Here is a 20,796-nt window from a genome sequence, read left to right on the forward strand (position 1 = left end):
GAGCAGCGAAGCTCTGCTCCTTCTGAATGCGGTAAGGTTTATTCCGTTCTTTCGAACAACAGATCCCAGACTCCGTGACCCAGCCTGTGACCGCGCTTTTCAAACTTGGTCAGCGGTCTGAAGTCTGGCCGTGGTGCGTATTGACCTTCACTTTCCTGATTTTTAAAACCTTCAGCGGCCGTCATGACGTCCATCATTTGTTCGGCGTAGTTTTCCCAGTCTGTGGCCAGATGAATAACGCCACCCACCGCCAGTTTCGGTCTGATGGCTTCAATAAATTTGGGTTGAATCAGGCGGCGCTTGTGATGACGCTTTTTGTGCCAGGGATCAGGGAAATAAATCTGAACTCTGGACAGGCTGCCATCGGCAATGCACTCGCGAAGCACTTCAACGGCATCATCGCAATAGCTGCGAACATTGGTGACGCCTGCCAGCTGGGATTCATTTAACAGACTGCCAACTCCCGGGCGGTGAACCTCAATACCGATAAAGTTCTTGTCGCTTTCGGCTTTTGCCATGGCCACCAGTGACAGTCCCATGCCGTAACCGATTTCCAATACGACAGGTGCCTCCCGGCCAAAGGCTTCACTGATATTTAATGGGCCGTCTTCTTTTTGTAGACCCCACTTGTCCCAGCATTCATCCCAGCCACGACGCTGCCCTGTGGTCATACGACCTGCGCGCAGGACAAAACTTTTGATTTCCCGACGTTTAGTCGGGTCAGGGGTGTGATCAGGTTCAACTGAGCTGGTCATGAGAAGTACGTAATCTGCAAATGAAAAAGTCGGCGTAAGATACCTAAACTGCGTTGACTTGGAAACCTTCGGCAACTGGATTCAGGTTTGCACATGTGTTTGTTATCCAACCTTGAGTACAGCGGAGTCATCCTTTCTGAACTGGTCGTGCTTTAACTTGAACACGTTTATCAAGTTGGTGAGCGTTCTAAAACGGCTGATTGAGTCTTCAATATCCTCTGAGCTAATGGGGTCAGAGTACTTGGAAGGGAGGTTTTCAGGGGCATCAGGTTCCATCTTGCCATGTAACTTTTTTCCATCTGATTTTAAAATGGATAAAAAAATTTCTTCCAGCTTTCTGATAGCGGCTTCAACATCCGAGTCATTAAAGCAGTCTATTGAATAGTGATCTTCAGAACCTAGAGCTTCAAAGATATTCTTTTCTGCTAAGGAAAATTGATTCTTTAATTCCTCGAGTAAGGATGAAGTGACAAAAGCTGTTTCAATGAGGTCAGCATTGGTTTCGTAGAGCTTTCCATCATTGGCTGCCTCGTATTTAACGAGATTAATACTCAGTGACATGGTTGACCTCCTGTGGAGTCTGGATCAATCAAAAAGCAATGCTCACGTCTCCCTTCAACAACCGGATCAAGGTAGCCAGTCGTCTCCCATTATTTGCTCAAAAGTCCAGGGGCAATCATCCGGGAAGCTGCTGGCATTGAGTTTTCTGCTTTTTTGCTTGATGTACCTGTTCATTTGTTTGATGGCATCAATTCTGGCTTCTGCGTAGGCATCATGCATAAACTGGCGGCTAATCAAAAGATGCTTTTGCTTCTGAACTCATCGGTAAAAGTCAGTCTCGTAAAGATTATCCATAAATCACCTCCATGAACTTCCTAATGTAGGCAAAAAGTACGAGAGCATCAAAAACATTAATCATAAAGCTCGGTGACAGCAAAAATGGCCAGAAAAAGCCAACCCAGCATGAGCGAGACGCCACCCAGTGGAGTGATCGCACCCAGCCAGCCAACTCCGGTGATGGCAAGAATATAGAGGCTACCGGAAAAGAGGATGATACCCGCCAGAAACAGTCTGGCGCTCCATCTCAGCTTTCTGGAGTCTTTGAAATGGAGGGCAAGAACGGCAACAAGAACCAGAGCCAGACTGTGGTAGAACTGGTAATCCGTCGCTGTTGCCCATACGTCTATGTAGCGTTCGGACAGCTGATCTTTCAGAGCATGGGCCCCGAATGCGCCCAGAGCCACGGACAAAAAACCGCAGAGGGCACCGGGTAACAGGTAGAGTCGGGTCATTTTTTATCCGTAACTTTTGTCGGCAACAGATCAACAACACTCCCCGCTGCGAGTCTCAATCCTTCCTGAAAGTACAGAGAGCTTTTTTCATGATCTTCCATATGAGCCAGAAGGCGCCCCAACTCGTTATAAGTATCAATCCGTTTGCTGAGTCTCAGGCTGGTTTCAAAGTATTCCCTGGCTTTACCCCAGAGTTCATTACGGAGAGACAGACGACCCAGGGTCAGTAGCAGGTCGGCGTCGTTAGGTCTTTCATTGAGCATGGTTTCGGCAAAATGCAACTGCTTCTTCACATCCTTGCCCTTGATCTTGCCGTAGAGTAGAGCCATGTCGCTGCTGTAGTGCTTCCTCAGGTTTTCTCTAAGCAGAGTTTCAGCTTTCTCTTGTGCTCCCAGGTCCGTCAGACACTTACCATAGCGGTAGATCATGGCAGAATTATGCTTCTGGCTGGACGACAAACTGTTCCAGATTTGGGTTGCAGGTTCTATTTTCTGGTCCAGAGAGGTAAAACTGCGACCATTATTGAAGGCCTGATTGAAAAGAGCTTCAAAGCACTGAAGCTCAATGGTGCGATACTCTTCATCGGAAACGACTTTTTGCTTTTTCAGCTTGGGTAACAGGGCTGCGAGGGATTGCCAGTCATTCAGGCGGGTATAAACCTGCTTCAGCATCTTCAGGACGTAGGCATGTCGTGGGACTTGCTTGTGCAGCTTGGTCAGGGTAGCCAGCGCCTGCTCCAGTTGACCGGATGACAGTTGCAGCTGAGCCTGGGTAATACCAATAGCCAACTCTGCGCCGGGCTCCTTGTGATCGGCTCGCCGAAGGTATTCGGCAGAGGCTTCAGGGTCATCATTTTCATGAGCCGCCCGGGCGGCAGCAAGATAATTCAGTAAAGGTGAGGAGCCATAGTCCGCTGCCTGAGAAAGCAGTCGCTCAGCTTTTTTCCAGTGTCCCTGAGTAAACTCGACAAAGCCGCGGGTTGTTAATTTACGGGCTCGCCTTTCTTTGGCACCCGAAGTCATTGGATAGATAAAACCAGTGACGTCAAAAATCAGTTTCAGGATAATCCAGATAAGCCATAACGCACCTATGGCAAGACCTATCAGTAAAAACAGTCCCCACAGTGTGCTTTCGAATGTTGTCGTGTTGTAAGAGATAAGCACATAGCCGCTGTCACTGATCATGGTGTTTGCCAGACCAAAAGTAATGCCCAGAATCGCCAGGAAGATGATAAAACTCTTCATTTCCGGGGCTCCTCTGAAGAGTCAGCAGGTGCTTCTGAGGGCTGAGAACGTTCTGTCTTGTTTTCAGTAGCTGTCTGATCAGTCATTTCAGGTGTTTTTTCGGCTGGACTGTTCTGAACAGTCGGAGCACTCTGGACAGATTCAGTTTGCCCTGTCGTATTTTTTTTATTCTCCGGGGTATCGTTTAACTGGCTGGATTTCAGCAAGCTCAAAGCACGGCTGATATTGATGGTTACAGGTTTTACAGTGATTTTGTCTAAAGCCTTCAGCTCGTCGAGCATTGCGGTGGCCTGAGCTCCTGACAGGGGGAAGTATTTTTCTATCCAGTTTGAAGCCTGTTGCAGGCTACTGTTGTAGATAGCCTGGTCTCTGGAGAGGACTGACAACTTGGCCTGCTCCAGCATCAACTGAAGGTTTTGGCGAATGATAATACTCTCTTCGGGTGACAGCAGTGAGGTAATTTTCTGATCACGATCCGGAGTGAATCTGAACAGGCTGACAAAGCTCTCCCAGGTATTCTTCAGCATTGAGAGGGCGACAGCCTGCCATTTGGCAGTCTCTGTAGATGGAGCGCTTGCGGATGGAGTGCCTGCGGATGGCATTGCAGAAGATTTTGGTACGGTTGCTAAAGGTTGTTGCAGAGTCTTTTTTTCCATCAGGGGCAATTGGTCAATCTGCCGGGTGAGCGCTTCAAGCTTCAGGTAGAGCCCTTCCTGATCGAGATCCGGGAGGCCGTTGAGAGAAGCTATATCTTCTGCCAGAGCTTCTCGCACGGGATACAAATTATAGTTGTCCAGCTCAAGCAGCATCTTGTCAGCACTGTCAAGGAGAGCCTTGGCTGATTGGATATCAGATGACATGAGCAGGCGCTGGTTAGCGAGACTGAGCAGGTATTCTACTTCTGCCAGCTTCCAGCCATCCTGACTGCTGCCGGTGAGTTCCTGAAGGTTTTTGGTCAGGCTGTCGGTGCGACTGAGCAAACGTTCACTTCGACTTTCCTGTTCGTGGAGTCCGGTTTTGATAGGCGTGAGATCACTGTTTATTTCAGCGAGCCTGGCCTGAAGTCGTGCAATTTGGGTTTGTTGCTGTTCCTGCCCTTCAATAAGGGAGGGTTGTTTCTGCTCCCACTTTATGAGCTGCCAGCCAAAACTGCCACTTAATCCCAGTGCAATGACTGCAAGCAACAAGGCCAGGACAGAGAGCTTTTGTCCTGGTTTTGATGCTGATTTTTGAGGCTGTTTTCTGGAGCCTGCTGAAGTCGGCTTGCTTTCCTGTTTTTTGGAAGGCCCTGCTGACCTGGCCAGTTCTTTCGGTTCGGCCTGCTCGAGTTTACTGGCGTTCTGATCTTTCTTGCTCACGTTAACCCTTCGCTGTTAATCAGGTTCAGTACCGAGACCATGGCGTGATTGTCGGCGCCCCGGGCGGTATAAACCCGTTTGAATGCTTGAGCCTCTGGCATTCTGGCAATTCTATCGCTGGGAACCACCAGATAGCACTCCTGACTTAAAGCCGGAGAAAGGTAGCCCACAGTATTGGCCAGAATCTCACCACTGCTGGTCAGTATGACATTAATAGCATGATCTTTGATCAGCCTGTTCAGATAATCTTTCGGGTAATCGGGCTTCCGGCGTTCATAAAGTTCCAGGCAATCCACCTGGGCTCCCCGATTTCTGAGGGTGGTCTCCAAAAGCTCTCTGCCACCTTTTCCTTTCAGAATCAGTATTTTTTCTCCACTGACCTGCTGCAGGCTCTCCAGTCGCAACAGTGCTTCGCTGTCCCCGGGCTTTTGTCGTATTTCCGGGCAAGTAGCCTCAATGTCATTATTCTTAAGCCATCGTCGTGTTTTTGGGCCGACGGCATACCAGTGGATTTTCAAAGGCATTTGTGGCCAGTAATTCTCTATATGTTCCAGACCCAGCCTGGCGGCATTCTGACTGATCACAATGACTTTGCTGTAATGATCCAGCTGTAAAATCCGGTCTCGCAGCGTCTGACTTTCTGCCAGCGGTTGGATTTGGATCATCGGTAAAGACCATGCCATGGCTCCCAGGCTCTGAATCATGGCAACCAGTGGTTCTGCCAGCTCTGCGGGGCGAGTAACCAAAGCCCTGATCTCACGGCTGTTTATCATGACATGGCTCACATTAATGCAGCAACTCTGCGAGAATTCGGTCCGCACCCTGTGCCAGTAAGGATTCAGCCAACCGGACACCGCCTTTCTCGCCATCGGAAGGTGCACAATAGACTTCTGCGCTCAGTATGACTTTGCCATCCGGTTGACCCACAAGGCCCCGGATGTAGAGCTGGTCGTTGATGAGTTCAGAGTAGCAACCAATGGGTACCTGACAGCCGCCATTTAATTTTCGGTTCATGGCTCGTTCTGCAAGGACTCGTGTTGCCGTTTCTTCATGATGCAACGGGGCCAGAAACTGTTTGATCGATTCATCGTCAGAACGAATCTCAATACCCACCGCACCCTGACCCGCCGCTGGCAGACTCAGTTCAGGGGGCAGGGCCGTTTTGATCCGATTTTTCATCCCCAGTCTGATCAATCCTGCCGCTGCAAGAATAATGGCGTCGTATTGGCCATCGTCCAACTTGGCCAGACGTGTGTTAACGTTGCCCCGCAGGAATTCAATCTTTAGATCCGGTCTTTTTGCCAGAATCTGGCATTGGCGGCGCAGGCTGGATGTACCCACGATGGCGCCCTCAGGCAGATCGCTCAGCTGGTTGTAGGTGTTGGAAACGAATGCATCCAGTGGGTTTTCGCGAGGGCAGATAACACCCAGCTCAAGCCCTTTTGGAAACTCCATAGGTACGTCTTTCATGGAGTGAACGGCGATATCAGCCCTGCTCTCCAGCATAGCCGTTTCCAATTCTTTTACAAACAGGCCCTTGCCACCGATTTTGGCCAGAGGTGAATCCAGAATCCGATCACCCTGGCTGGTCATCTTCACCAGCTCCACCCGGATACCCGGGTGAAAGTGCTCCAGACGCTCTTTTACATATTCAGCCTGCCAGAGGGCCAGGGCACTTTTTCTTGTCGCGATGCGGATGATTTTCATGGGAGGCTTTCAATCAATAAACGTTCAAACTATAAAAAAGGACAACGATGGCTGAGCGGTGCTGTGTCTTATGGAGTGGCCTGATTGATAAGCTGATAAGGCCAGCATACAGATTCATTCATCTATGAAGATTGGGATAATACGATAGTCTGTAGTTGTGACCAACCGTTACTTTTTCCTGAAGGCAGTTGCCGGAGGTTAAAATAGCAACTAGCTTGTTATTCCACTGGAGGCGCTTATGACAGACCTTTATCTCAGCCTTAAACCGTGTCTGTTCACAGGTTTCGGCTGAGACCTGCAGCAGAGATTGGGGGGATCTCAAAAGCGAAGACTTTTTGCCCGATGCCAGACTTGGCCAAGCCTGGCACCCGTAGGCTTCACAGCGATTGCATAAACTTCTTCATCAGTGGCACATGCCGACGGCTTACTGAAAGAGGCTTTTCGACACCACTGAGCTGGATAGAGTAGTGACCCTGCTCGTCACGAATCATCCTCTCTATGGCTTTTCTGGCCACCAGAGCGTTCCTGTGGATTCGAACAAATCTGGAATTAAACTCGGACTCCAAGTCTTTCAGTGGGTCATCAATGAGCACTTCACCGTTTTTGTGATAAACCGTGATGTATTTGCTGTCTGCCATAAAGTAGTAGATATCATCCAGAGGAACCAGCTCTATTCCTCTGAGTGTCTTGGCAGCGATATGACTGCGGGCGTTATCATTCAGATCATCTTTGAGGCTGGCCAGCTGCAATCGATTAACTTTAGCGGCTCCGGTCAGCGCTTGTTGCAGATCTTCAAGCTTGACAGGCTTCAGCAGGTAGCCAACCGCCTGAACCTGAAAAGCTTCAATGGCGTGAGTGTCATAAGCGGTGCAGAAAATGATAGCAGGTGGACGCTCCAGCTTGCTGATATGAGCGGCTGCCTCCAGGCCTCCCATAACAGGCATACGAATATCCATCAAGACAATGTCTGGCTGGTATTTACGACAAAGTTCAAGGGCTTCAATGCCGTTACCTGCATCGTACTCCAGAGCCTGGAAGCCCTCTAAACGTCCCAACAGGTGTCGCAGACGGTCTCTTGCCAGCGGTTCATCATCGGTGATCAGTATGTTCATGGTTATCGCCACCGTAAGGGTAAGTGATCAATGTTTCAAACTCCTGGGTATTTCCACTCTCACCCTCAAACAGCTGAGCTTCTACACTGGCTTTGTTACCAAAAAGCATATTCAGTCGGGAGCGGATATTTGCCAGAGCCAACTGATTCCCCTGAGCCCCTTTGGCAAAGCTGGAAGGGCTACTCTGGACCGGGTTTCGGACTCTGATAGTGATGTTATCGTTGCTCCTGCGAATATCTACACTCACAGTGCCACCTTTTTCCAGTGGCTGGATGCCATGATAAACCGCATTTTCAACAATGGGCTGCAGAGTAAGGGGCGGAATGTCAACGTCTTCAGGGGTTAACTCAATATTCCACCGGGTTTGCAGACGGTTTCCCAGCCTGTGCTGTTCAATTCTCAAATAGCGCTGACAGAGCTCGATCTCCCGACTCAGAGTAATATTCTTGCCATGATCCTGAAGGCTGGAGCGAAAGAGGTCCGACAAATCTTCAACGGCCTGCTCGGCCTTGTCCTGGTCAATATGAATCAGACTGGCAATGATATTCATCGAATTAAAAAGAAAGTGAGGGCGGATTCGAGCCTGCAAAGCCTCAAAGCGAGCGGCGTGGCTGGCTTTCTGCTCTTTTCTGGCTTCCTGTTGAACATAGAAATAGCGCAGCAGCATGGTTGTGATGATGAGAGCAACGGTGACATGCCTGATCAGCTGGGTCCATTCCGGATAGGTTTCAATAAAAGCATCCCGCCACAGAAACCATTGTGCTGCGAGAGTGAATAGCAGAGTGATAGTAGCCACGACGGCAAGACAGCTGCTGATGATAACCGTCAGCTTCTGACGCTTCAGAATGGGCCTGAGTCGGCAAAGAACAGCGCCTGAGACCAGAGAGATCCACTGGACAAACATGGACGTCATGGCCAGACGGTTCCAGTCAAGATCACCCGGACCGGGTAAAGTGAGTACCTGAATCAGGACAAAAAGCTCAGAGACCAGAACCAGCATAAAGACGGCACCGGGAGAGCATAAATCCGGCAGGAAAAAGTCGTCTTCATCCTGGATCCTGGTGGTTTTAAATGGCAAGAGTGAGCATCCTGTCTCTGGTATTTGAAAATTTATAAAAATTCACAAAAATAGAATAATTATTCTTATTTGGTTGGGTGCGCTATCAAAAATCACCCGGTTACCCTTATAATGCCGCAGCCAGCTTCAGTCATCCACAGGCTGGCTATAAAAATCAGAACAATGATGCTGCCGGTATGAAGAAATCAGCCTGCAGAACGCGAAACAGCCATGAGCTAACCAACAGCCATGAGCTAACTAAAGAAAGAGGTAGAACATGTCTGATAGCAGCAATCAGCAGTGGGGCGGAAGGTTCAGCGAGGGGGTGGATGCATTTGTCGCTCGATTCACCGCCTCCATTGATTTTGATCGTCGCCTTTATCGTCACGATATTGAAGGCTCGATGGCTCACGCTCGAATGCTGCAAAAATCAGGCATTCTGAGTCAGGATGAGCTGTCTGCCATTCTCGATGGACTCGAAAGCATCCTGAAAGATATCGAAAACAACAACATCGACTGGTCTATCGAGCTGGAAGATATTCATATGAATATTGAAGCCAGACTGACAGACAGAATTGGTGATGCGGGTAAGAAACTGCACACTGGTCGTTCCAGAAACGATCAGGTGGCGACCGATATCCGTCTGTGGCTCAGGGAAGAAATTGACCATATAGCTGATGAGTTAAAGCGTTTGCAGACAGGTCTGGTCAATCTGGCAGAGCAGGAAGCTGACACCATTATGCCGGGCTTCACTCATCTGCAAACCGCACAACCCGTGACATTTGGACATCACCTGATGGCTTGGTATGAAATGCTGGTAAGAGACAGCGAGCGTCTGCAGGACTGCAGAAAGCGGGTCAACGTATCACCTTTGGGAGCGGCTGCACTGGCGGGTACAACTTATCCGATTGATCGTGAATTCACTGCCAAGGCTCTGGGTTTTGATCGCCCATCCAGAAACTCATTGGATTCTGTCAGTGACAGGGACTTCGCCATCGAGTTTTGCTCGGTGGGTGCACTGCTGATGACGCACCTGTCGCGTATGTCGGAAGAGCTGGTACTTTGGACATCGGCTCAATTTGATTTTATTGATCTGCCTGATCGTTTCTGTACCGGTTCATCCATCATGCCTCAGAAGAAAAACCCGGATGTACCCGAACTGGTAAGAGGTAAGACAGGAAGGGTGAATGGCCACCTGGTCAGCCTGCTGACGCTGATGAAATCTCAGCCACTGGCCTACAACAAAGACAATCAGGAAGATAAAGAACCACTGTTTGATACCGTAGATACCCTCAAAGACTGCCTGCGAGCCTTTGCCGATATGGTTCCGCATATCCAGTCCAGGAAAGCAAACATGAAAGAAGCCGCTCGCCGCGGATTCAGCACCGCGACCGATCTGGCAGACTACCTGGTCAGACAGGGCATGCCATTTCGCAATGCCCACGAAGTGGTTGGCAAAGCAGTGGCCTATGGCATTGAGAAGAACAAGGACTTGTCAGAGATGACTCTGGAAGAACTCACGGTTTTCTCAGACTCTATTAAGGAAGATGTGTTCGATGTGTTGACGCTGGAAGGGTCTGTTGCTGCGAGGGATCATATAGGCGGGACTGCGCCGGGGCAGGTGAGGTTGGCTGTGAAGCAGGCTCTAAGTCAGTAATTTCCTTCATCTGCTTGAGCTTTGAACGTGTATAAGAAGTCCTGTTTTTCTACACAGATCCAACAAACATGTATAGAGAATTTCGGTTTTCTATACATGTTCTGATAACCTGTATAGAAAATGGCACTTTCCTATACATATTGGGAGTAACTGTGGCCCCCCCTTACCAACCGACAGATCTGCCCCTGCCCCGGGAAAATGAGCTGGAAACACGGCAGGTATTAAAAAAACTGGCTTTAGCCCACCGGCATCTGGCAGAACTGAAAGGTGTAGTACGCTCCATTCCCAATGAAACCATTTTGATCAGCACCCTGACGCTTCAGGAAGCCAAAGACAGCTCAGAAGTGGAGAATATTGTCACAACTCATGATGAACTGTTTAAAAACAACCTGACGGCGTCACCCTACAACCCTGCAACCAAAGAAGTTAAAAATTACGCCAGAGCATTGAGCCGCGGCTTCGACACCGTCAGGAAAACGGGGATGCTTCGCTTTCAGGACATTCTTGATATTCAGCAAACACTGGAAGAAAACCGGGCAGGCTTACGCAAATTGCCTGGTACCGAACTAAAAAACATCTCTACGGGTGAAGTCGTCTATACCGCTACTAAAAATCTAACATAATCTGTAATTATGTAGACTTATCTACGCCGTCGACATGGATGCACGACGAATCGTATCTGACTCCACTCTTGCGTAGGGTTTAGCGTCGAGCTGTAACGTGTCTCGACCATAATTATCAAGGTTAAAACTCGCACTGTAATCCCTATCATGCAGAGTTTTACATTTTGGACACCGCCACTCACGATCAGACAGAGTAAGATTGTCATTTACGTAGTCGCAAGTATGAACCGCACACTTCTTCGAGCTGGGAAAGAACCGATCTGCAATCACAACCTGGCATCCTCTCAGCTCTGCCTTGTATTCAACAAGTTCTCTCAGCTTACCGAAACCTGCATCACTGATTGCTCTTGCCAGTTTGCGGTTTTTTACCATGCCTTTGACATTCAGATTTTCGAGGGTGATTATTTTGAATCTTGAAGTCAGATAATCACTTACCTCATGTAGTACGGCTGTTCGCTGGTTACTTATCCGGTAATGCAGTTTGGCAACCGCTCGCTTGGCTTTCACATAGCGGTTGCTTCCCTTTGTTTTGCGGCTTAACGCCCTCTGTTTCCTGTTAAGGCGTTTCAGAGAGCCTTTCAGTTTCTGATTAGCAGCAAAGGTTTTGCCATTCGAACAAATAGCTAAATCCTTGATGCCAAAATCAACGCCTACAGACTCATTGCTTTGTGCTTTTGGGTCGTAATCCTGAGTGTCTACCAAAATAGAAGCGAAATACTTTTCGGCTCGCTTACTGATCGTCACCTGACAGGGTGTTCCTGTAAATCTCAGCTCCTGGCGCATCTTGATGCGGGTTTTCAGTTTCTCAATGCGAAGTGTTCTGCCATCAACATCAAACTTGGGTTTTTCTCTGAGAGAAAAACTGTCGTGTAGTCCTCGCTTCTTGAATCTTGGATAACCTGCTTTTTCTCCTTTCTTCACCCGACGAAAGAAGTGAGTAAAGGCGTCATGAAGATCGTCGATTGTGTTCCTGGTCACACGTTGGCTGACTTCGGCATACCAGGGAAACTCAAGCCTGAGTTCTTGGTATTTTTCATTCGCAGCCTTCTTTGACCATTTAACGCCTTCTTGATTGAAATGGGCTAACAGTTGATTGAACGCATGACGACGGGAACCACAAGCCCTATCAAGATAATCGGCTTGTTGTTTTGTCGGTCTGAGTTCAATCTTGTGAGCTAACAACATCTCGCAAAGTCTCAAGCATTTTTTCGTATAACCTGAGTTCGCCAACCTTCTATAGAACAGTAGGCTTCCAGTAACTCTTGCTGCCTGTCTAAGTCTGGCTTTTGGTCGTGACTGGATACTCTGCAATAGCAAAGCGTAGGCGCAGCTTCGTTACTGTAGCCCATCAATTCAGACACGTCGTAGTAACAAGTTCCAACTTTGGTCTTTCTGGCAGGAAGCAGCTCACCTGTACTTTCCGATTTTCGTAGTGTTACTGGGTCTGTACCATGCAAACGAGCTGCCTCACCTATCTTCAGTAATCACTTATCCATGCTTGAGATTTTATAAGATAGTTTTAGATTATAATAGATTTCTGCGAACTGTTTTTAACCCCTCCTCAAAACCCGGAAAGGGTTGAGTCTCTGATGACAAATCTGGTGGCTTATCTCAACGACAGTGAGCTTTCAGACAACGATCCACTGGTAAAAATGGCAGTTATTCACTTCCAGTTTGAGAGTATTCGTCCATTTTACGACGGGAATGGCCGAACAGGTCGAATCATCAATATCCTCTACCTGGTCACTCAACAGTTACTGGACCTGCCAGTGCTCTACTTAAGCCGTTACATTATTCGCAACAAGGCTGAGTACTACTCACGATTACAGGCAGTAAGAGACCATGAGGAGTGGGAAGGCTGGTTACTGTTCATGCTTGAAGCCGTGTCAGAAACATCGAAAGAAACCACAACTCTGATTGATGAAATAAAAAACCGGATGCAGGCTGTAAAGCATAGAATGCGTGAAGAACTCCCCAAAATCTACAGTCAGGATCTGCTAAACCATCTGTTCAGCCACCCTTACACAAAAATAGAGTTTATTGAAAAAGAGCTGAATGTCAGCCGACTGACTGCCACCAAATACCTGAATCAGCTGTGTGACAAGGGGTTTTTGAACAAGCAAAAAATGGGGCGAAGTAATTATTATATTAACGAGCCTCTGGTTACACTGTTTTTGAATATTGGTCAGTGATTGGAGAGCAACTTTCCGGTCAGGGTTTGTTGCAATGTCTGGTTGGTTAGTGAAGGTATTTTGGATTCCTGCATGTAAGAAGTGTGGTATCAGGCTGTAAAGTCTAAGGTTATTCACACACAACAAGGACAATCAGGAAGATAAGGAACCACTGTTATTAAGCAGATACCTTCAAAGACTGCCTGCGAGCCTTTGCTGATATAACTCCACATATCCATTCCAAGAAAGAAAACATGCAGGAAGCCGCTCGCATTGGATTCAGCACCGTGACTGATTTGGCTGATTAGCTGGCCAGACGAGGCACGCCATTGCGTAATGCCTTCGAAGTAGTTGGCAGAGCAGTGGCCTATGGTATTGAGTAGAGTCAGGGCTTCTCAGATGTGAGTCTGGGAGAGTTGAACGACTTCTCAGAATCCATTGGGGAAGATGTGTTTGATATGATGAGGTTAGAGGGTGTTGTTGTTGCGAGGAATCATATTGGAGGAGAGCTTACTGGGTAGGTTGGGTTGGCGGTGAAAGTCGCACGAAAGTAAAATTATGGGTGGGATCAATAAATGTTTGAGTAGTGACCCCTATGACTATTTGGTATAGTGCTGTGCAATTTTTCAAGACAGACTATTTTTATGAGTATGCAAAGCAAGTCTGACTATAAAGTCATATTACTTAGTAATTATTTTGGGCGATGGCCTTTTTGGATTGACTTTTTCTTTGAGTCGTGCAGAAGAAATACTAATTATACATGGATTATTTATACTGACTGTGTAATACCCGATTCTGTCCCGAATAACATAATTTTCAGGCCAACTTCTTTTGAAGAATACTGTCATTTGGTATCAAAGAAATTGAAAATTAATTTTCGACCAAGTAATCCGTATAAGTTATGTGATATAAAGCCAGCATTAGGCTATATCCATTCTGACGACTTGCATGAGTGTGATTTTTGGGGATATACGGATATTGATGTTATATATGGCCGACTTGAAACATTCTTCACACCAGAGAAAATGTCTAAATACGATATAATTTCTTCGGGATTCAGAAGGGTTTGGGGTTTTTTATGCCTACTTAGAAATTCTTCAGAAGTGAAGTCTTTGTTCAAGAAAGTACCAGATTGGAAGGAAAAGTTTGAAGACTGTAACCATAAGGCATTTGATGAAAAAGACTTTAGTGATCTTTTTGTAAAGTGCAAAAATTTTCCTTCACTTCTTAGAAAAATAATAAATAAATTTGAAGGAAATGCACGAAGAGTTTGTTTTGATGAGGCGTGGTGTAATCCTGACTGGAAGTACGGGTGGATTGATGGGAGTACGAAGTATCCCAAAAATTGGTACTGGAAGAACGGAATTCTTACCAACGACCTTAATGGGGATAGAGAGTTTTCATATCTGCATTTTATTCACTGGAAAGCCGATGAGTGGAGGGGGATTTCTGATTGCCGAAGTAGCTTGAGTTTATATAAAAAAAACCACTCTTTTTGGACTATAAACAGTAAAGGTATAAGCATATCTGAATAAAGTTTTTGTGCTTCGTCAGGATAAATGGATAGATTGCATGGGCTTTTCTGATGATGCAAAAATATAATTTTTCTGTGCGCCCAGAGATTCTGATTTTTAACAATCCTAATTGCTTCAGAACCTGATTTTTTTGCTTGTAAAACTTTTGATAGATGGCGCTATAATTCCTGAAAAACAGCAGATTATTTTTAGCTGTGAACTTTTTGAATGTAATTCTTTTTATCAGTTGTAACAAATTATTTTTTACCATTGAGAAAGTTCTGAAAAACTACAGTACTACATTAGCTAAGTTGCTTTTTTTACAATTTTGAAAGGTTACTCAAGGCCAATGGCGGTAAGCCTAACCTAACCTTCTACTTTTAGTTGTTGTTAAAAATGGGAGATTACAAAATATCTTCACCCGCTTTTTTCAGCGGTTATTCCTCCTTCCTAAGAGCTTTTCAAAAAGCTTTCGTCTTTTCTTGTAAAGTCTATCTCCCAGATTCTTTTTTCCAGGGGTTCTCCAGGAGCCATCCCAGTCATGTTTTGTATAACAATTTTGTAGTTCTTCTTCAGAGCTAGGGTAGAATAAAGCTCTTTGTAAAATTCTTATGTTGCCAAGATTTTGGGTTTCAGATGAAGACAGCCCTTTTTGTTCAAGAAGTGGAGTAAGTACTTTAGGTCCGGTTACCCGGTCATTTCTTGCCATCATCCGGCCTAACCTATTGTCGTACTGATTAAGAAAGCTTTTAATAAAGCTTGATTTTTTTTGTGCGGCTATTACTGCAGTACCTACATAGTGTTTATTGGAAGAAGCATCTGTCTCAAATCCAAATAAGCATTCTACTTCGTTAGTTAGCTCATCTTCGAAGTTTTTAATTACTTTTATGTCTGTATCAAAGTAAATGCCACCATAGTTATAGAGGGCATAGAGTCGAACATGATCTGCCAGAAAGGCCCATTTTTTAGCTGCAAGAACACGCTCTACGTACACATCATCGGAAGGTATATTGTCTTCATGCCAGTGTTTGATTTCATAATCTGGGAAAGCAGCTCTCCAACCTTCAATATATTCTTTTTGATGTTCAGGAAGGGAACCTCCAAACCAGCAATAGTGAATGATTTTTGAGTGCATTTTATACTCCAAATATGACTAAGCCACCCCTTGTGATGGCTAAACTTAGTGAATCTAGGTTCGGTGTTTTTCAGGAGTTAAAATATAAAAAACTTTAGACTACCAATGGGTGAAAGTTTCAGTTTGTTGGAAATCATAGTAGTATTATATATCTGGAAAACTATTGACCAGATTGTCGATTAGCCTGCTCAAATTGGGTCTATGATATTTTTGATGAATAAGGTCAAGAGTTTTGCCAAGACAAAAATTCTCATCAATGATTAATGGGGTCGGTTCATCAATGTTAAAAGAAGAGTAATAGTCAACAAATTTATAGTTATCTATTATACCATCTGAAAACTTTACGCGGTTATTTGGAATTCCAAAAGAGTCAGCAACAATAAGGCCGTGCATGCTTGATGAAATAATGAATTCACACTGCTGTATCTCACGAAGCACCTCTTCTACTGGAGAAAAAACATCTATAAGTTTTATGCTTGATAGACTTCTTATAAGCTGGATCTCTTTCGAACCCTTGTCAACATAATGCGGTACTACACCCAAACGGTATTTTTTCTTAACCGCCCCTTTACCTAGCCACCACTCATTGGATAGGAGTCCAGGATCCCCATATGCAGGTTTAATGGATTCTGATCCAACTATATTATCATGGGTCTTTTTACCACGAACCGCGTGATAGTAATGATGTGCAGAGAAAGTCTCACTGGGCTTCCCAATACCACTACCCCAGACATGAAGCGGTCTAGGAAAAAAAATGAATCTCTTGGACTTGACCTCTTTGCCAAGTATTGTACCTAACGAAATCATATCGGCAGACTTTATTGGCGAATATTCTACTTTTTCTCTTGAGATCATTTCGACAATGAGTGGTGATAAATAGTCCCCAAAGTTTCTTTTTGATGAGTCAGCTCTGCCTTCTCCTCGGCACCAGTAAAGTTTTATAGCCATGAAAAATACCTTTAGAAACTGGATGCTGGAGTTAAATTACGTGAGTAATAAGTGTTCAATAATGTCGCACTTATTTGTCGTTCTTGTGTTGCATATGAAAAGTTTTTTGTAGCGTGATCTTGAGAGTTTTTTAGAATATATTTCTTTAAGTTAATATTATTACTCACTAAATTTATTTTCTTTGTAAGTTCGTTGGAATCGCTATATAGTATGCAGTTTTCCAAGTCTTTTAATCCAAGCGCTTCCTCTTCTCCAAAGCCTTGTCTCCAAGCACATAGAATACAGCCAGCAGCCATTGCTTCAAAATTCTTGATCATGTACTCGCCCAATCCTTTATCGGCACTAACAAAGTACTCTATTCTGTTGAGCATTTTAACGTACTCAATTCCGGGATCTGTTTTCAGTATTTTTAGGTCAGTATGTTTTTTTAGGAAAAGTAGAGTTTCTCTTCTTTTTTTATAAACTTTGTTTTCAATGTTGCCAATAAAGCCAAGTGTTATGTCCCTATCCCGATTATAGTTTTTGATGAGTGTATGATCGTATGCTTTTGTTATGAAGTAAGAACATACTCCTTCTCTGGATAGTTTTTCAGCGGTTGAATAACCTGATGTCATTACCGTAGAGTCAGGTAAATTCTTATAAAATCGAGAAAAAATACCATACCACTGAGATGATTGTATGTAGTTTTGACATGCATCTTCCTCTAGGAAAAAAAGGTTCCTAATTGTTTTAAAAAAATACGGCTGTTTATGTATATTTTTGAAATGAAGATCAGAAATTACTGCATCGTAGTCACTAAAATTGACTTTCCTTAGTCGCCAGCTAAGCCACTTTTGTTTGCTTTTGTCTAGGTAAATCAGTTTTAGATCGTGATCTTTTGCCAAGATTTGGTACATAGCAGAGTTATCTGGTCTGCGCTTGCTAGATACTAGTGCCAGAATTTTCATACGTCATTCCCGATCGCTACCGCCTTTCAGCTTGAATGCAACTTCTGAAACTGCGACTTGATCCTGCTCTTTATTTCTGTTCTGTATGTTTTTTAGATTGGATTTTAGCGAGTTTTAGCTTGTAGACTGTGACTACTGAATACGCATGTTTATTTTAGTTTTTTTTGTTGTTTTATCTATAGGTAAAAATACTTTGATTTGTTGATAACCTCTGGGCATAAGAGAGGCTGTTTTTACCGCCTTAATTCGTATTGGAGCCATTTAAGGTGGTAAAAACAGTCGCAGTCTAACATGTGTCTGATATCCTCAAGCAACAAACTAGTCAATTACAGCTCATAAGCCGTATTTTTTGATAAACATGACTGGAGTAAATATTAAAGATAAATCTTACCAGAAGAGCACAGGTGCCTGACTGAAAGAACATTGCTCTGAAAAAATAGTAATTGGCTTCAGAATTTGGCTTTGTCTATTGAGTGGGGTTGATCATGCTCACCTCTCAAAATCCAATTTTCAGCCGATCTCGATATAGACTTCAGTTTATTGGGAGACATTCTGGCTACCACCCCATAGGTTCTGTTTTTTCACTAGGCCAATGACATCATAAGCGAGTTTTTTTTGTTGTTTGTCGTCAAAGCGCTGATAGCTGGAATTATAGTGCTTGTAGAAGAGCAGTCTGTCTTTAGCAGAAAACTGATCGAATGAGATCCTTTTTATTAATTGAATCAGGTTTTTCTTAACTAGGCTAATTGGTATTACGTTATGTTGAGAGTTTCTCTCAATATCGATCATGACAAAAAGTGGAGGTAGACTCGGCTCCATTAAAATATTGCCTGCACGCAGGTCACCATGAACTATACCTGCCCTGTGCATTTTACCGATGTAAGAGCCAAAGGCTTTTATAAACTCTTGACGCTTTTGTTCGTCGCACTTAGGTTTTTTTAAAATATATTCAGGGACTGCACCGGAAGGGCCTGATGCCGTTATTAGATAGTGATGATGGTTTTTGAGCACACCTGTTGCAACAATTTCAGGAACCTCAAAGCCTGCATTCATGGCTATATGAGCTTGTTTCACCCAAACTTCACAGCGAGTGCCACGAAACTTCATCTTAAGCTTTTCCAGAAAACTTTTAGGAATAAACTCTTTGAAATAGCAAACAGGGCTTCCATTATAGCGTGCCATTTTGGCCTGTTTGGAACAGCTGATCCACTCCCAGTTTTCAGGAAGGATATTGTTTTCAAGTTGGGAAACATCGTCTTCAAAGTTAGGCTGCATAGAACGGCTTTTTTGCTTACTGGCTCAGACAATCTGCTGGAGCGAGAGTATACCAGATCATTGATCTGAGGAGTGATTTATCCTGAACTTTCTAATCGTCTGGATCAGATCCGATACACATCCCGGTCGCAAAAACCAGTCATGACCGTCATGTAATTGCCTTCTCACTGTATCTAGCTTAAAAAATACCCGGGTATGACATTTTCCAGTTGGCGCAGGCACTTCTAAGGAAAAAACGGTGCGAAAGCCATTAAGTAGCGAGAGTAACTGTCGATGGCGGATATAAGCAGCAGACTAACCAGAGGAAACTGTATGCCTGCAGTCCAGCCATCTAAAGCACAGACCCATTATCTACCCAGAGATAATGACTATGTTTATTCTCACAACCGCTTTGGTCGTGGTTGCCATTATATTGGCCGGTTTCTGTCCCGGCCGGTTTCGCTGGTCGCCGATTCGGCAACAAAGCTGTTTGCCCATGAACGACCGGGCAAAAGCAACACGACTTCCGAGAGTGAAAAAAAGAAGCAAAATGTACCACTGTGGGCCAGAAAAGTAGCCCGGGCAACTGCTGTTACGCTATTTCTGGTGCCCTCGCTGGCATTGGGAATGATGGGATTCTCCCTGCGCATGATCGGCAATCTGTTCAGGAACGAAATTTCCCTGATTCAGACTACTGTTCCACCCGCCGTTTATAATCCTGAACGGGGCCTGCATTTGATGACCTATAACATTGGCCTCATGCCCTCGTTTATACGCAATCTGAACGACCTGCGCTCATCACAGCAGCGCAGCCAGGAGATTGCCGAAGCATTAACCCGGAATCCTGACGTTACTCCTGATGTTGTCTGCTTCCAGGAGGCGTTTGACCAGCAGGCGACGAAGCAGCTCTGTAAGGATCTCAGTGGCCACTACCATCATATTGTTCACAGTGTTGCCCCCCGTGAAACCGGATTGAGTAGTGGTCTGGCCATTGCCAGCAAATATCCCGTAAAGGAGGCAACATTCAGGCCTTTCTCTGATCTGGCTGCAGAAGACCAGCTGGCCAATAAAGGATTGCTGCGGATCGTGCTGGATCTCGGTAACGATAAAACGGCCGTGGTTTATAATACGCACCTTCAGGCCAAAGACGGAAAAACCTATGAGACGATTCGCTATGAGGAGTTGCTTCAGGTAAGAAAATGGATTGAGGAAGATAGCAATAACGACAGGCTTAATAACGTACATCATCATGGCACCTTCCTGATGGGAGACCTGAACAGTGCACGGTCAGACGAGCAGGGTGTGATGAGTAAAAAGTCGGAGTACGATAACGCCATGCAGGCACTGGGGGACAGTTTTTCCAACAGCTACTACGACACCCATGATAAAGGAAATGATACCCGGCTGCTTGACCGCAGCGAGTCGTTTTTTGTCAATAGCGATCAGGAAACCATCAAGCCGGAAGATCGTCTGGAGCCGAATGGCACATGGTATCTTGGAGCCGGAAACAGAATGCATCGACCTTGGGGCAGCAGGGGCTGGAAAGAACATCCCAAGGTGGCAATGCAGTGTATTTATGATTACCAGATGGTGTATGGAGACTCTGAAGAAAAATGGGCAGCCCATGCAGAAATACGGCAAATGGGACTTGATATTGATAATGACCTGGAAAGCGGGCTATCTGACCATTTGCCAGTTTCGGTTATCTACCGGGAAACGGAAGGATTTTCTGCTGCCATTGCCAGTTTGAAGCCGGAGGATTTTAACGCCCCGGAGGTCAGGGAACTGGTTAATAAGCTGAAGCATGCCTATGGTCATCAGTCCAGTAATCAGATTAGTGAGAATATACTTGATCCAGAGTTCGCAGGCGTCAATCCCTTGCATAAAATTGCTAAACTCAGGGATCAGTACAAAAGGGAATCTTTGATTGTGAACGAGCTTAACCAGCTCGAAAAAATAGTCAGGCAAAGTATGAATCCTGTTTTCGGAACGTCTGGGTCGAACACCGGGTAAAACTCAATT

21 protein-coding genes are annotated in these 20,796 nt (G+C 45.3%); 5 read left to right on the forward strand and 16 right to left on the reverse strand.

The features are described from left to right. Window positions 1-38: 38 nt before the first annotated feature. The 10 genes from trmB to P6910_RS01935 form a co-directional block, all read right to left on the reverse strand. A complete protein-coding gene (trmB, locus tag P6910_RS01890; protein ID WP_317144598.1) occupies window positions 39-755 on the reverse strand; it encodes a tRNA (guanosine(46)-N7)-methyltransferase TrmB in 717 nt (238 codons plus the stop codon). Between the two features lie 102 nt (window positions 756-857). Next, window positions 858-1,316 carry a hypothetical protein gene (locus P6910_RS01895; RefSeq protein WP_317144599.1) on the reverse strand — a complete coding sequence of 153 codons (459 nt, stop codon included), beginning with the start codon at window positions 1,314-1,316 and terminating at the stop codon, window positions 858-860. A 66-nt stretch (window positions 1,317-1,382) separates the two neighbouring features. Beyond that, window positions 1,383-1,535 carry a DUF29 family protein gene (locus P6910_RS01900; protein ID WP_317144600.1) on the reverse strand — a complete coding sequence of 51 codons (153 nt, stop codon included), beginning with the start codon at window positions 1,533-1,535 and terminating at the stop codon, window positions 1,383-1,385. Window positions 1,536-1,666: 131 nt separating this feature from the next. Then, window positions 1,667-2,047 (reverse strand): DUF423 domain-containing protein, encoded by a 381-nt coding sequence (locus P6910_RS01905; RefSeq protein WP_317144601.1) that lies wholly within the window; start codon window positions 2,045-2,047, stop codon window positions 1,667-1,669. After that, complete coding sequence (locus P6910_RS01910; RefSeq protein ID WP_317144602.1) at window positions 2,044-3,291, reverse strand: heme biosynthesis HemY N-terminal domain-containing protein; 1,248 nt, start codon at window positions 3,289-3,291, stop codon at window positions 2,044-2,046. The genes P6910_RS01905 and P6910_RS01910 overlap by 4 nt, the downstream gene beginning before the upstream one ends. Further along, window positions 3,288-4,649, reverse strand: a complete 1,362-nt coding sequence (locus P6910_RS01915; protein WP_317144603.1) for a uroporphyrinogen-III C-methyltransferase — start codon at window positions 4,647-4,649, stop codon at window positions 3,288-3,290. The genes P6910_RS01910 and P6910_RS01915 overlap by 4 nt, the downstream gene beginning before the upstream one ends. After that, the gene (locus P6910_RS01920) at window positions 4,646-5,422 is read right to left on the reverse strand and encodes a uroporphyrinogen-III synthase (RefSeq protein WP_317144604.1); all 777 of its coding nucleotides are present in this window, start codon (window positions 5,420-5,422) and stop codon (window positions 4,646-4,648) included. The genes P6910_RS01915 and P6910_RS01920 overlap by 4 nt, the downstream gene beginning before the upstream one ends. 13 nt (window positions 5,423-5,435) lie before the next feature. Then, window positions 5,436-6,356, reverse strand: coding sequence for a hydroxymethylbilane synthase (hemC, locus tag P6910_RS01925; RefSeq protein WP_317144605.1), 921 nt, complete (start codon window positions 6,354-6,356; stop codon window positions 5,436-5,438). A gap of 377 nt (window positions 6,357-6,733) precedes the next feature. After that, window positions 6,734-7,468, reverse strand: a complete 735-nt coding sequence (locus tag P6910_RS01930; protein ID WP_317144606.1) for a LytTR family DNA-binding domain-containing protein — start codon at window positions 7,466-7,468, stop codon at window positions 6,734-6,736. After that, entirely contained in the window at window positions 7,446-8,546 is a 1,101-nt protein-coding gene (locus tag P6910_RS01935) for a sensor histidine kinase (RefSeq protein WP_317144607.1), read from the reverse strand. The genes P6910_RS01930 and P6910_RS01935 overlap by 23 nt, the downstream gene beginning before the upstream one ends. 256 nt (window positions 8,547-8,802) lie before the next feature. Here P6910_RS01935 and argH point away from each other — a divergent pair, with 256 nt between their 5' ends. Beyond that, window positions 8,803-10,182, forward strand: coding sequence for an argininosuccinate lyase (gene argH, locus P6910_RS01940; RefSeq protein WP_317144608.1), 1,380 nt, complete (start codon window positions 8,803-8,805; stop codon window positions 10,180-10,182). A 152-nt stretch (window positions 10,183-10,334) separates the two neighbouring features. Continuing rightward, window positions 10,335-10,805 carry a Fic/DOC family N-terminal domain-containing protein gene (locus P6910_RS01945; RefSeq protein WP_317144609.1) on the forward strand — a complete coding sequence of 157 codons (471 nt, stop codon included), beginning with the start codon at window positions 10,335-10,337 and terminating at the stop codon, window positions 10,803-10,805. Between the two features lie 21 nt (window positions 10,806-10,826). Here the strand turns inward: P6910_RS01945 and P6910_RS01950 are convergent, their stop codons facing one another. Both P6910_RS01950 and P6910_RS01955 read right to left on the reverse strand, forming a co-directional pair. After that, a complete protein-coding gene (locus P6910_RS01950) occupies window positions 10,827-11,990 on the reverse strand; it encodes an RNA-guided endonuclease TnpB family protein (RefSeq protein ID WP_317144610.1) in 1,164 nt (387 codons plus the stop codon). 11 nt (window positions 11,991-12,001) lie between these two features. Further along, window positions 12,002-12,262, reverse strand: coding sequence for a recombinase family protein (locus tag P6910_RS01955; protein WP_317143674.1), 261 nt, complete (start codon window positions 12,260-12,262; stop codon window positions 12,002-12,004). 87 nt (window positions 12,263-12,349) lie between these two features. Here P6910_RS01955 and P6910_RS01960 point away from each other — a divergent pair, with 87 nt between their 5' ends. Next, complete coding sequence (locus P6910_RS01960; protein ID WP_317146497.1) at window positions 12,350-12,997, forward strand: Fic family protein; 648 nt, start codon at window positions 12,350-12,352, stop codon at window positions 12,995-12,997. A gap of 629 nt (window positions 12,998-13,626) precedes the next feature. Continuing rightward, window positions 13,627-14,511 (forward strand): DUF6625 family protein, encoded by an 885-nt coding sequence (locus tag P6910_RS01965; RefSeq protein WP_317146498.1) that lies wholly within the window; start codon window positions 13,627-13,629, stop codon window positions 14,509-14,511. 409 nt (window positions 14,512-14,920) lie between these two features. On the opposite strand, the gene P6910_RS01970 is transcribed toward P6910_RS01965, so the two are convergent. The 4 genes from P6910_RS01970 to P6910_RS01985 all read right to left on the reverse strand — a co-directional run bounded on the left by P6910_RS01970 (window position 14,921) and on the right by P6910_RS01985 (window position 18,795). Then, window positions 14,921-15,625, reverse strand: coding sequence for a glycosyltransferase family 32 protein (locus tag P6910_RS01970; protein ID WP_317144611.1), 705 nt, complete (start codon window positions 15,623-15,625; stop codon window positions 14,921-14,923). Between the two features lie 144 nt (window positions 15,626-15,769). Beyond that, window positions 15,770-16,573, reverse strand: coding sequence for a polysaccharide pyruvyl transferase family protein (locus P6910_RS01975; RefSeq protein WP_317144612.1), 804 nt, complete (start codon window positions 16,571-16,573; stop codon window positions 15,770-15,772). 11 nt (window positions 16,574-16,584) lie between these two features. Further along, window positions 16,585-17,520 (reverse strand): hypothetical protein, encoded by a 936-nt coding sequence (locus tag P6910_RS01980; protein WP_317144613.1) that lies wholly within the window; start codon window positions 17,518-17,520, stop codon window positions 16,585-16,587. A 537-nt stretch (window positions 17,521-18,057) separates the two neighbouring features. Next, a complete protein-coding gene (locus P6910_RS01985) occupies window positions 18,058-18,795 on the reverse strand; it encodes a lipopolysaccharide kinase InaA family protein (protein ID WP_317144614.1) in 738 nt (245 codons plus the stop codon). Between the two features lie 312 nt (window positions 18,796-19,107). Here P6910_RS01985 and P6910_RS01990 point away from each other — a divergent pair, with 312 nt between their 5' ends. After that, window positions 19,108-20,787: an endonuclease/exonuclease/phosphatase family protein gene (locus P6910_RS01990; RefSeq protein WP_317144615.1), complete on the forward strand. Its 1,680-nt coding sequence runs from the start codon at window positions 19,108-19,110 to the stop codon at window positions 20,785-20,787. Window positions 20,788-20,796 lie beyond the last annotated feature (9 nt).

Source organism: Endozoicomonas sp. 8E (genome assembly GCF_032883915.1).
GTDB lineage: Bacteria > Pseudomonadota > Gammaproteobacteria > Pseudomonadales > Endozoicomonadaceae > Endozoicomonas_A.